This window comes from Embleya sp. NPDC001921 (genome assembly GCF_053594475.1).
In genome coordinates, this window is the sequence record NZ_JBSFEO010000017.1 from 111,724 (window position 1) to 123,618 (window position 11,895).

The window sequence follows — 11,895 nt, forward strand, 5'->3', positions numbered from 1 at the left end:
CCGGCTCGGGGCGCGACCTACCGTGCCTGGATGGACCGATTGAGCGCGATGGATGCCGGGTTCTACTTCGTCGAGGACGAGAACGTGCCCATGCACGTCGGATGCGTCCTGGTCTTCGAGGGGCCGGTGCCGGCCTACGGCGACGTGATCCGCCTGTTCGTCTCGAAGCTGCCGGACGTACCGCGCTACCGCCAGCGGGTGCGCACGCTGCCCCTGCACCTGGGGCGACCGGTGTGGGTGGACGACGACCACTTCCAGATCCTCTACCACGTGCGGCACACCGCGGTTCCCGCGCCGGGCGGCGCGGATCAGGTGCGCAACCTCGCCGGTCGGCTGTTCGCGCAGCGGCTGGACCTGAGCAAGCCGCTGTGGGAGGTCTGGCTCGTGGAGGGCCTGGCCGAGGGTCGCTGGGCGATCATCTCCAAGGTGCACCACTGCCTGATCGACGGCGTGGCCGGCACCGACCTGCTCCAGATCCTGCTCGATTGGCGCGAACACCCCGAACCGGCCGAGCCGGTCGACCCGGACCCGTGGCTCCCCGAGCCCGCGCCGAGCACGTTCGACCTGATCGCGGACGGTCTGCGGGACGCCGTCGCGGCCCCGGTCAAGCACCTCGCCGCGGTGCCGGCCCTGGCCCGGGAGATGCGCAGCGGATCGGAGCTGGCGGACATCGTGCGAGCCCTGGCCGGCAGCCTGCCCGGTACCGCCCATCGGCTCCTGGAGACGTCGGCGGGTTCGCTCAACGGCTCGATCGGCCCGCATCGGCGGTGGGTGTGGGCCGCCTCCGACATCGCCGAGATCAAGCGGGTGCGCAAGGAGTTCGGCGGCACCGTCAACGACGTCATCCTCGCCGCGATCACCCGGGGCTTCCGCGATCTGCTGGCGGCACGAGGGGAGTTGACGACGGAGCAGGTGGTCCGTTCGCTGGTCCCGGTGTCGGTGCGCTCGCCGCGCGAGCGCAATACGTTGAACAATCGACTCAGCGCGATCCTGGTGAACCTGCCGGTCGGCGAGGACGATCCGGTGGCCCGACTGGCGTCCGTGCGGGCGCAGATGGACGATCTCAAGCGCAGTCGGCAGGCGGCCGGCGCGGACGTGCTGACCGGGCTGGGCAATTTCGCCGCACCGACCCTGCTCGCCCTGGGCTCGCGCACCGCGCTGCGCTTCCCGCAGCGCTTCCTGCAGACGCTCACCACGAACGTGCCCGGGCCGCGGGTACCCCTGTACATGCTGGGCCGACCACTCGCGGAGATGTACCCGTACGTGCCGATCGCCAGCACGATGCGGATCAGCGTCGGGATCTTCTCCTACCTGGACCGGGTGACCTTCGGGATCAACGCGGACTTCGACGCGGTCCCCGACGTCCAGGTGCTCGCGGACGGAATCCGGGCGGGCTTCGAGGAGTTGGTGGCGGCGGCGGGCGGGACCGCCTGAGCACGCCACGCGGGTGTGGGCGGCCGCGCTCCCACGGGGGTGATCGCCGATCCGGGACGGCCGGGCCGCCCTCGTGATGTGCTGGGTCACGTCGATATCCGTTCGTGTGGTCCACCCGAAGACCACACCACCGAGCCGGGGGGATCCCCATGCGCACGATGTATCCGGCCGTCGAACCCTACGACCAGGGCATGTTGGACGTCGGTGACGGCCAGTCGATCGCGTGGCGCCGCCACGGCACACCCGGCGCCAAGCCGGCCGTCTTCCTGCACGGCGGCCCCGGCGGCGGCTGTCTGCCCGACCATGTGCGCTCGTTCGATCCGACGCGGTACGACGTCCTGCTCTTCGATCAGCGCGGTTGCGGCAAAAGCACACCGCATGTGAGCCGGTTCGACACGGACCTGAGCACGAACACCACCTGGCACCTGGTCGCCGACATCGAGAAGCTGCGCGAACTCATGGGCGTGGAGCAGTGGTTGGTATTCGGCGGTTCGTGGGGCAGCACGCTGGCGCTGGCCTACGCGCAGACCCACCCGGAACGGGTCACCGAGCTCGTCCTGCGCGGCATCTTCACCATGCGGCGCGCGGAGTTGGCGTGGTTCTACCAGGGCGGTGCGGCGATGTTGTTCCCCGAGGCCTGGCAGGAGTTCCTCGCGCCCATTCCGGAGGCCGAACGCGGCGACCTGCTGGGCGCGTTCCACCGACGGCTGAACGGGCCGGACCCCAAGGTCCGCGAGGAGGCGGCCGTCGCGTGGAGCACATGGGAGGGCACGCTGATCGCGCTGCTGCCTCGGCCCGACCTGATCGAGGCGCACCGGCAAAAGCAGTTCGCCCTGGCGTTCGCCCGGATCGAGAGCCACTACATGGTCAACGCCGGTTTCCTGGAGGAGGGCCGACTGATCCGCGACGCCGACCGGCTGCGGCACATCCCGGGCGTGATCGTGCAGGGCCGCTACGACATGTGCACGCCTCCGGCGAGCGCGTACGACCTGCACCGCGCCTGGCCCGAGGCCGAACTGGTGATCGTCCCGGACGCGGGCCACGCCTCCTTCGAACCGGGCATCACGCACCACTTGATCGAGGCCACGGACCGCTTCGCGGGACGGAAGGTGGGCTGAGGTGTGCGTGGGCCCGGGAGAATGTGCGGATGAGTGCTTCTCGTGACATCCTCACCCGCCCGGCCGCCGGGCCCGATCGCACGCTGCGGTACGGCCCGGCGGCGGACCACGTCATCGACCTGTGGCAACCCGCGGCCGAGCCGCGCGCGCTCGTGGCGGTGGTGCACGGTGGGTATTGGCGGGCCGAATACGACCGCACGTACACGTATCCGATGTGCGTCGCGCTGGCCGCCGAGGGCTACGCGGTCGCCAGCGTGGAATACCGCCGCGCCGGGCAGCCGGGCGGCGGGCGGCCCGGGACGTTCGAGGACGTCGCGGCCGCGCTCGACCTGCTGTGTACGAAGTCCGAGCAGCCCGTGGTCCTGCTGGGACACTCGGCGGGCGGGCACCTGGCGGTCTGGGCGGCGCTGCGCGACCGGGTACCGGCGGGCGGCGTCGGATGGTTGCCCGCGGCTCCCCCGGTCGCGGGCGCGGTGTCGCTGGCGGGCGTCCTGGACCTGGACGCGGCCCTGGCCCTCGACCTGGACGACGGCGCGGCGGCGGAGTTCCTCGGCGAGGACCGCTCCGAGGCGGCGCTCGCACAGGTGGACCCGGTGCGGTTGGCCGCGGGCGGCCTGGGCGACCGTCGGCTGATCCTGCTGCACGGCGACGCCGACGAGCAGGTACCGATCGCGCTGGGCCACACCTTCGCGGCGGCATCGGGCCTGCCCCTGCGGGAGTTGCCCGGCGTCGGCCACTTCGAACCGGTCGACCCGCTCTCGGCGATCTGGCCCGAGGTCACCCGGGCGGTCGGGGAACTCGCGGGCTGACCGGGCCGGTTGGGACGGTTGAGGGCGGGCGGGCGGAGCGGGCGGGCGGTGCGGGTGATCGGACGTGGGCCGGGGTGAGACCGGGGCGGTGGGCGCCGCGTCCGGAGCCGTGGGCGCCGGGCTCGGGGCCGTGGGCGCCGGGCTCGGGGCGCGGACCGTACCTTGCCCGCCACTGCCGCGCTATCGGCGATTCGCCAGCAGTACGCCGATTCCGCCGATCGCGATCCCGGCCAGGGCGGCCGGGCGCAGCGCCTGGTCGAGCAGGAGCCACGCGAGTACCGCGGTGGCCGCCGGAGTCAGGAAGAACAGCGTGCCGACCATGCTCGCCGAGGACTGTCGCAGCATCAGGTTGAGCAGCGTGAACACGCCGATCGAGTTGACCAGGACCATCCACGCGAGCGTCCCGACGAACGGCCCCCACGCGCTCACGTGCGGCGTCTCGAAGAGCAGCGAGCCCAGTCCGATGAACGGCGCGCTGACCAGGAACTGCACGGCCGTACCGGTGCGCAGGTCGACGTCGTGGACATAGCGCTTCTGGTACACGGTGCCCACGCTCAACCCGAGCAGCCCCACGACGGCCAGGACCAGCGCGGCGATCGACAGGCTCGCGGGGTCGGCGACGGCGAGCACGACGCCGATCGTGCCCAGGCCGAAGCCCGTCCACTGCCGAACGCTGACCCGTTCGCCGAGGAGGCGTCCGGCCAGGAGCGCGATCAGTACCGGATTGAGCCCCTGGACGAGCGCCACGACGGCGGCGGGCAGGCCCATCGCCAGCGCGGTGTACATCGCGCCGAACTGGACCGCCTGGAACAGCAGTCCGGCGACGGCGACGTGTCCGAGGAGACGCCCGCGCGGCCACGGCGCCCGCACCGCGAGCGCGAACGCGCCGAGCAGCACACCGGCGAGCGCGAACCGGAAGAACGTGAGCAGGAGCGGCGGCGCGGCACCCACACCGATCGCGGCGACGATGAACCCACTGCTCCACAGCAGCACGAATACGGGCGGGATCGCCTTCCCGAGGAGGGCCGGCCGGTCCCGGTTCTCTCGATCGGGCGGCCGGCCGGCGGCGCTCGGCGCGATGTCGACCGTCCGGGCCTGGGCGCCTTCCGGGGTGGGTGTGGTGTTTCCCATGGCCGCCTTGTCTGTGGTTTCCGTCGTGCGGCACGGCGCCGTCGGGGCGTCGAGGCACGAGGCATCGGGCATCGGGCATCGGGCATCGGGCATCGGGCATCGGGCAAGTAACTGCCTAATCCGGTTATTCACCTTGACGCGCCCGCCACTAACCTGTCAATCCGGTTATGCTGGCCGCGTGACCTACACCTTCATCGGCGGCGACATCGCGCTCGATCTGGTCGGTACCGTGCAAAAGCGCCGCACCGCACCGCGTGACCTCTTGGAAACCCCGGCCGCACTCGGCTCCTGGGTGGTCGCGGCCGGCCTCGTGGACTCGGCGCCCGCGGTCGACGACGAGGCGCTCGCCGCCACGATCGAGCTGCGCGAAGCGCTGTACCGGCTCGCGTCCGCGCACGGGACGCCGACGGGGTACGGCGCGCGTGATCGCGCGACGCTGAACCGCGTCGCGGCCGGTGCGCCGGTGGCGGTCGTGCTGACCACCGACGGCCGGGTACGCCGTACCGGCGACCTCGCCGCCGTCCTGGCCACGATCGCGCGCTCCGCGGTCACCCTGCTCGGCGGCTCGGACGCCGCCCGGGTCAGGGAGTGCGAGGCGCCGACCTGTACCCGGCTCTACGTGGACGCGTCCCGGCACGGCAGCCGCCGCTGGTGCGACATGCGCGGCTGCGGCAACCGCGCCAAGGCCGCCACCTTCCGCGCCCGGCACCGCGACGACCAGCCCACCACGGCCTAGGGCGTGGCCGTACCTGTCCAACCCCGCGCGCCCAGCGTCGAGGCGAGGATCCGCAACGCCTTGTCGACCACGTCCCGGTCCGTGCCCGCGATCGGCTTCAGCAGGCCGTCGAGCGCGTCGATCCGCGCCCGCATCGCCGCCCGAGCGCACTCGCGCCCGCGCTCGGTGAGGCAGACCAGGACCGAGCGGCCGTCGTCCGGATTGGGCCGGCGTTCGACCAGTTCCTTGCGCGCGAGCCGGTCCACGCAATGCGTCATCCCGCCCGACGAGTACATCACCAGCGGTTGTAGCTGACGCAGGGTCAACCCCGGCTGGTCCGGCCGGGTCGCCAACACCGCCAGCACCATGTACTCGGGCGCGGTCAGATCCAGCGTGCCGATGCTGCGCCGGTCGAACTCCTCCATCGCGATCATCGCCTGATGCAGGCGCACCACGAACCCGACCGACGACGCCTCCACGTCCGGCAGGACCGCCGACCACGCCGCCACCACGGAATCGGCGTAGTCGACCTGTTCTTCACTCACGTCGTACTCCCTGGCAGCGTGCCGGGTCCCGCACCGAGGACGGAACCCGGGTCCCGGCGGCCACCGTAGTATCGGCGACCCGCCCCCGGGTCACGGCATCCGGAAGCCTCCGCTCACAACATCCGGAAGTCCTCGAACGAGAACGCGGGCGAGACCACGCACGACACCAGCACCTCGCGCTCCGCCGCCGGCCGGGCCGTCTGCCACACCCCGGGCGGGATCAGCACCTGCGGCTGTTCGCCCGCCGCCACCTCCGGGCCCAGCAGGATCCGGGCCGGCTCGGCGTCCGGCGTCTCCCCGTCCCCGCCCAGGCGCAGTTCGAGCGGCCCACCGCGATGCCAGAACCACAGCTCGGCCGACCTGACCACATGCCACGCCGACTCCTCGCCCGGACAGAGCAGGAAGTAGATGCCACTCGCGGTTTCGCGCGGCCCCGAGTAGCCGGGCGGGGTCAGACTCACACCGCTGCGCCACGTTTCCCGGAACCATCCACCCTCGGGATGCGGCGTGAGCTCCATGATCCGGGCCAGATCCGGCGGATCGAGTCGCGGACGGGCGACGGGGGCGCCCTTGGCGGTCTCGGCGGCTTCGGTTCCGGAGCCGGCCCCGGCTTGGGCCCCGACTTCGGCTTCCGTTCCAGCTCCGGCCCCGGCTTCGGTTTCGGCCCCGACTTCGGATCGCGAAGCCGAGTCGGCTGCCGATTCTGATGCGTCGTCGGATTCGGGGCCCGATTCGGACACGACGGACATGTACGCTCCCTCGCCTGGTGTGGGTTCCGGCGCCGGACACGGCCGGAACCCACACCCTCACACGAGTGAGCCCTATCCCGCAGGCGCCGTGCACGGCGCGCCGCCGCACACGTCCACAACCCGCCCCGTGGCCAGGAACTCCGCCTTCTGCCGCCGGGCCACCGGCGAGTTGCGCGGGTCCGAGTGCGGGTCGCGCCCGTACTCCGGCCCGATCGGCGGCGTGTTGGTCACCGGCGGCGCGGGCGACCCACTGTCCCACACCACCAGCGCGGATCCCCGGTACGGCTCGTGCGGCAGCGGCCGGATCCCCCAATAGGGATCCCGGTCCGGGTTGCGACCCGCCGCGATGGCCGGCTCGTGGATCCGCGCGCCGATCGTGCGCGCCTCGATCTCGGCGGTCACCGTGGAGACCTGATGGTCGCCGAAGGCGATCTGCATGAGCACCTGATGGCGTGGCGTACGCGGCAGCGGACTGTGGTCCAGGCCGCTCGCGTAGCCGTTCGTCTCACCTCGGTCCCACAACATCTGGAACAGCGACAGCACCACCTGCTGGTCGAGCTTGTCCGGATGCGTGGCATCCAGGATCCGGCCGTACGGCCCGAAGTCCGAACTGCGGTTGAGCAGGACGCTGTAGTTCATCCCGGTCACCCCCAGCACCCCGCGCTTGGCGTCCTGGGACACCGCGACCAGCGATCCGCCGAGGATGCCGCCCTGGCTGTTGCCGTCGTAGACCAGACCCTTCGCGATGTCGATCAGCGGCCGGCCGTCGTCGGTACGAAACGCCGGGTCCGCCGTGAAGCCACGCTCGTGGATCATGTCCCGGCCCAGGAACAACGCGTTCAGGAAGCCCTGCTGGGTACGGTCGGGCACGGCGCCGAAGCTGCCCAAGTCGGCGAGGGCGCGGGCCACCGTGGGCAGATCCTCGTCCGCCATGCCGATCCACTTGGTCGCGCAGAACGTGATGCCGTGCTCGGCGGCCATCGCCTTGACGTTCCCCCCGCCCACCTCGTTGTTGCTGCCGAGCAGACCGTGCCCGTACAGCGATGCCTGCGACGGCGTGTCGAACGCGCCGCGCGGGATCTCGCAACGGAACTGCGCCTGCTGGGTGTTGCCCGGCAACTGGCGCGGCAGGCCGTCCCGGCCGAGGTTGAGCGTGGATCCGGTGGGGCCGCCGGGGCGGTTCAGATAGCTGGGTACCGTGACCGTTCCGCTCACCTCGCGCGCGATCCGCGAATCCTGCTCCGGGGTCAGGTTCTTCACCCCGGTCACCGCGAACTCCGGTGCCCGGCCCCCGAGTCGCCCGAACGCGTCGTCCCGCATCCGAAGCATGCCGGCGGTGAGGTTGCGCTCGCTCGCGACGGTGAAGTCCCAGGCCAGGTACAGTCCGCGACGATCCACACCCGCTCGGTCGAGGCGATCCAGCACGGGACGCACCTGCGCCTGGCGCGCCGCCAACGGGTCACGGCGTGGCAGGGTACGGCCGGCGATCCTGGCGAACGTGTCGGGCGCGGGGATCACCCGGTTGTCGGCGCCGCGCAGATTGCGCAGGCCGACGACGTAGCGATGGCCGGGAACGAAGTTCTTGGCCGGGTGTACCAGGAGGGCCTGGCGGGCCGGATCGGTGGCGTTGGCGTCGAGTTCCGCCCAGTAGGGCCACCGTTCGCCGGTCTCGGTGTCGAGGATGACGATCGGCGCGTTGCGCGCGAGCGACGCGCCGACGTCGGTGACCGGGGCCGCGCCGCTCTTACCGAGGTCGACACCGGGAATCCGGGTGATCAGCGTCGAGCCGGGCGAGAACCCGTCGTTGCGGTTCCAGGCGTCGGGCGTCGCGCCCTTGGGCATCATGTCCGCCTTGAACGCGACCCGACGCCCGGTGTCGGTACGCCAATCGGCCCGAGTGAACCAGTTGTTCGGAAACGGCAGCAGACACGCGGCCGGATCGATCGGATCGCAACCGGGTTCACCGGCCGGATGGTTCGGGTGCGCTTGCGCAACGGGCGGTACCAGGAACGACATCAGCAGGGCGGCCACGGCGGCGACGGCCGCGGCCGGCAGCCGGCGTCGAGGACGGTGCGCGGTTCGGCTCACTATTCCTCCAACTCCTACGGCGAGGGCTGTGCAGGAATATCCACCGACATCTTGCAGCGTGGGCGGCACGAGGGGAACGGGAAACGGGGGTGGCTCGTGGTGATGGTGATGGCGGTGGCGGTGGGGGTGGGGGTGGGGGTGGGGACCAGCCGTGGCGGCTGGGGTGTGCCCATGGGCGCGGGCATGCGCGTTCCCCGCCACGAGGGTCGTGGCGGGGAACGCGAGGAGAGGTGGGTGGGGGGTAGAGGTGCGATCCGCACCCGAGGCCGAAGTCGAGGCCGGTTCGTTTCGATTCGGTGAGATTCGATTCGATTCGGCTTGGCCTGGCTTGGCTTGATCTGGCTTGATTTGGCCTGATCTACTTTGCTGCGGTTCGGATTCGGCTTTTTATGGAGTGCCGGTCGGTCAGACCTTGACGAGCTTGCCCGGCTCGACCGATACCTCGACCGTGCGGAAGCCGCCGGCCAGACCGCGCAGCGTGAAGCACACGTCCGCACGGCCCATCGTGGTACGCACGACCACTCCCGGTGCGCCTGCCGGGACGGTCTGCTTGGTGAAGCCGCCGATTTCCAACTTCGCCTGAACCTTGTCGCCTACATTCACATTCATCGTTCCGTTCTCCCCGTTGCGTACATGGCATGGGTCGCCCACACGCCTCGCGGCTCTTTGGGGTCGCCGAAGTCGCGCGGCGGCGGGGTGGCACGGAGTACGGCTCGCCTGGGACCGGGCCATCGGCTTGCTGCCGGGCGGGGTCGTTCGAGCGGCCGTGACCAGAATACGGGGGCGGTCCGCAGGTTGGCGCGTGTATTTCGGGGCCGCGCTCCCCTCTATTTCATAGCCGGTGCCCGTTTGTCGCCGCGTGTGGACCGCGGGAACACGGTGCGTGCTCGGGTGGCGGTTCTTCGCACCGCAGGTGAATCTGCCGCCGCCGGGTGGACGAGTGGGCCGGTCGGACGGCCGGGTGAGACGGGTGGACGGTCGGCCGGGTGGATGGGCGGACGGGCGGGTGGATGGGCGGACGGGCGGATGGTCGGACGGCCGGGTGGACGGGGCGGCGATCCCGACCCCGGTCAACTCGGCTCGATGCAACCCGACTTACCGGCCACCGGCAGGGGTGCGCGCGGCGCGGACGAGGTACGTGTGCTCACGCGCGTGCTCACTCGGACGGCGCAATCACGGACGCGTACGGGCGTCCACTCAACGACGATTGACCGATGACGCCGACGCGGATGAAGCCTCCGAAGCCCGGGTGGGCGCCTGGGCAGGCGCGGCCGTGACCGCCGTACTGATCGCCGCGGGCGCCTTCCTGATGACCCTGCTCGGCGGCTGGGTGGCGCAACGCATCGGCGACCGCCGGCACCTCGTACTGGGCCTGGCCGCCGGGCTGATGCTCGGCGTGGTCGCGTTCGACCTGCTGCCGGAGGCGCTTTCGGCGGCCGGCGATCGGATCGGCGGCGTACCGCAGGCGCTGCTGATGTTCGTACTCGGCTTCCTCGTCCTGCACGTGGTCGAACGCTCGGTGGCCATCCACCGGGCCCACGAGGGCGAGTACGCCCCGCACGCCCACCACCACGGCCCGACCGCGAACCCGAACGAGCCCGCCAAGGGCATCGGCCTGACCGCCGCCGCCGCGTTGGTGGGGCACAGCGTGATGGACGGCTTCGCGATCGGCGCGGCCTTCCAGGCCGGTACGACCGTCGGCACCACGGTGGCCATCGCGGTCGTGGCCCACGACTTCGCGGACGGCTTCAACACGTACACCGTCACCCGCATGTACGGCAACGACCGCCGCCGCGCCCTGGCCCTGCTGGGCGCGGACGCCGTCGCCCCGGTCGCCGGCGCGGCGATCACCCTCGCCTTCACGATCCCCGAACACGTTCTCGGCCTCTACCTGGGCTTCTTCGCCGGCTTCCTCCTCTACCTCGCCACGGCCGACATCCTCCCCGAGGCGCACAGCCCCCACCCATCGGGCTCGACCCTGCTCTGCACAATCGCGGGAGTGGCCTTCCTGTGGCTGGTCATCGCGCTGGCGCAGCACTGACGGCCCGCATACGTTGGTCCGCCCTTGCCCCACTCGGCCGGCGCCGGCTCGGGGCGGAGCCGGGGTCTGCATCGGCCATCGACCGCGAAACGAACCTTCGTGGTCGGCTCGGAGCGGCGGCGGCTGCGTCGGCGGCTTGCGCGAGCAGGACGGTGGAGGCGCGTTCCCGGGTGCCCTCGATCACCCGCGTCCGCAGCCTGCTTCGGGCTCCGTTCCACGACCCGACGTGCTCTGGGAGTTCCGTCCAGCGTTCCGGTCCGTTCCGGTCCGTTCCGGTCCGGTCCGGGACGCGAGCGCGTCCGTCACACGTACGCGAAGCCGGGCCTCGCCGCGACCGCCCATCCCCCGTCCGCCCATCCGTTCGGATCAGCGCACAGCACCGCACGGGATGTCGTTCACCGTGTCGGACCGGTGCGCTCGATCAGGTCCCAGCGGTTGCCGTACAGGTCCCGGAAGACCGCGACGACGCCGTACTTCTCCCGTCGCGGCGGCTCCTCGAAGACCACGCCGGCGGCAAGCATCCGGGCGTGTTCCCGGATGAAGTCGTCGGTGTACAGGAACAGCCCGACCCGCCCGCCGGTCTGATCCCCGACCCGGGACCGCTGCTCGTCGTCCACCGCACGCGCCAACAGCACCGCGGCCTCGTTCGGCCCGGTACCCGGCGGCGCGACCACGACCCATCGCTTGCCGTCCTCCATCGGACTGTCCTCACGCAGGTCGAAGCCGAGCGCACGCGTATAGAACGCGATGGCCTCGTCGTAATCACGCACCACCACCGCGACCAGCCCGAGCCGATTCACCGGCCACCCCCGCCGGCCGAGACCGCCGAGCCGACCGCGAGCGCGAGACACAGCGGCGCGTACGCCCTGCGATCAAGGCGGCGAAAGCGATCCGACGACGATCCCGGCGACAGCAGATCGGTCCGTCCGACCAGGCCGACCACACCGCGCAAACCCAATACGCCGGCCACCCCGAACGCCCCGATCCGAGCCACCGCCGGCTTCCTCCTCGGCCGCCCGGCAACCAACACCGCCGCCGTACCCAGCGCACCCGCGGCCGCGAAGCAAGCCGCCGGTCCGGGCACGCCCGGCTGCCCGACCACCGCATCCGCCAGCGACTTCCGATCGGGCAGTGGCCACGACGACCCCAGCCCCCACGCAACATGCAACCCCGCGATCGCGGTCAGGGTCCCGACCGACATCCGCACGGCAATGCCCTCGATGGTCATGCGCCCCAAGCTACCTCCACCCACCCTCACGTCCCCC

12 protein-coding genes are annotated in these 11,895 nt (G+C 71.5%); 5 read left to right on the forward strand and 7 right to left on the reverse strand.

Annotated elements, in window-relative coordinates:
* Window positions 1–30: 30 nt before the first annotated feature.
* From ACWCPW_RS21145 to ACWCPW_RS21155, 3 genes are all read left to right on the forward strand, one after another.
* Window positions 31–1,434: a WS/DGAT/MGAT family O-acyltransferase gene (locus ACWCPW_RS21145; RefSeq protein WP_449763119.1), complete on the forward strand. Its 1,404-nt coding sequence runs from the start codon at window positions 31–33 to the stop codon at window positions 1,432–1,434.
* A 149-nt stretch (window positions 1,435–1,583) separates the two neighbouring features.
* Window positions 1,584–2,552 carry a prolyl aminopeptidase gene (gene pip, locus ACWCPW_RS21150; protein WP_449763120.1) on the forward strand — a complete coding sequence of 323 codons (969 nt, stop codon included), beginning with the start codon at window positions 1,584–1,586 and terminating at the stop codon, window positions 2,550–2,552.
* Window positions 2,553–2,581: 29 nt separating this feature from the next.
* The gene (locus ACWCPW_RS21155) at window positions 2,582–3,361 is read left to right on the forward strand and encodes an alpha/beta hydrolase (protein WP_449763121.1); all 780 of its coding nucleotides are present in this window, start codon (window positions 2,582–2,584) and stop codon (window positions 3,359–3,361) included.
* 180 nt (window positions 3,362–3,541) lie between these two features.
* Here the strand turns inward: ACWCPW_RS21155 and ACWCPW_RS21160 are convergent, their stop codons facing one another.
* Complete coding sequence (locus tag ACWCPW_RS21160) at window positions 3,542–4,492, reverse strand: DMT family transporter (RefSeq protein WP_449763122.1); 951 nt, start codon at window positions 4,490–4,492, stop codon at window positions 3,542–3,544.
* 178 nt (window positions 4,493–4,670) lie between these two features.
* Here ACWCPW_RS21160 and ACWCPW_RS21165 point away from each other — a divergent pair, with 178 nt between their 5' ends.
* On the forward strand, window positions 4,671–5,228 hold the full coding sequence (locus ACWCPW_RS21165; protein ID WP_449763123.1) for a CGNR zinc finger domain-containing protein: 558 nt from the start codon (window positions 4,671–4,673) through the stop codon (window positions 5,226–5,228).
* Here the strand turns inward: ACWCPW_RS21165 and ACWCPW_RS21170 are convergent.
* The 4 genes from ACWCPW_RS21170 to ACWCPW_RS21185 form a co-directional block, all read right to left on the reverse strand.
* On the reverse strand, window positions 5,225–5,752 hold the full coding sequence (locus ACWCPW_RS21170) for a MarR family winged helix-turn-helix transcriptional regulator (protein ID WP_449763124.1): 528 nt from the start codon (window positions 5,750–5,752) through the stop codon (window positions 5,225–5,227). The two genes, ACWCPW_RS21165 and ACWCPW_RS21170, sit on opposite strands and share 4 nt — an antisense overlap.
* 113 nt (window positions 5,753–5,865) lie before the next feature.
* Window positions 5,866–6,270 carry a cupin domain-containing protein gene (locus ACWCPW_RS21175; protein WP_449763125.1) on the reverse strand — a complete coding sequence of 135 codons (405 nt, stop codon included), beginning with the start codon at window positions 6,268–6,270 and terminating at the stop codon, window positions 5,866–5,868.
* Window positions 6,271–6,573: 303 nt separating this feature from the next.
* The gene (locus tag ACWCPW_RS21180) at window positions 6,574–8,517 is read right to left on the reverse strand and encodes a hypothetical protein (protein WP_449763204.1); all 1,944 of its coding nucleotides are present in this window, start codon (window positions 8,515–8,517) and stop codon (window positions 6,574–6,576) included.
* Between the two features lie 477 nt (window positions 8,518–8,994).
* Window positions 8,995–9,198 (reverse strand): hypothetical protein, encoded by a 204-nt coding sequence (locus tag ACWCPW_RS21185; protein WP_449763126.1) that lies wholly within the window; start codon window positions 9,196–9,198, stop codon window positions 8,995–8,997.
* Window positions 9,199–9,898: 700 nt separating this feature from the next.
* On the opposite strand from ACWCPW_RS21185, the gene ACWCPW_RS21190 reads away from it, so the two are divergent.
* Window positions 9,899–10,630: a ZIP family metal transporter gene (locus tag ACWCPW_RS21190; protein ID WP_449763205.1), complete on the forward strand. Its 732-nt coding sequence runs from the start codon at window positions 9,899–9,901 to the stop codon at window positions 10,628–10,630.
* Between the two features lie 395 nt (window positions 10,631–11,025).
* Here the strand turns inward: ACWCPW_RS21190 and ACWCPW_RS21195 are convergent, their stop codons facing one another.
* Together ACWCPW_RS21195 and ACWCPW_RS21200 are read right to left on the reverse strand one after the other, a co-directional pair.
* Window positions 11,026–11,430 (reverse strand): VOC family protein, encoded by a 405-nt coding sequence (locus tag ACWCPW_RS21195; protein WP_449763127.1) that lies wholly within the window; start codon window positions 11,428–11,430, stop codon window positions 11,026–11,028.
* Window positions 11,427–11,858 (reverse strand): DUF3995 domain-containing protein, encoded by a 432-nt coding sequence (locus ACWCPW_RS21200; protein WP_449763128.1) that lies wholly within the window; start codon window positions 11,856–11,858, stop codon window positions 11,427–11,429. Before ACWCPW_RS21200 ends, ACWCPW_RS21195 begins: the two co-directional genes overlap by 4 nt.
* Window positions 11,859–11,895: the final 37 nt, after the last annotated feature.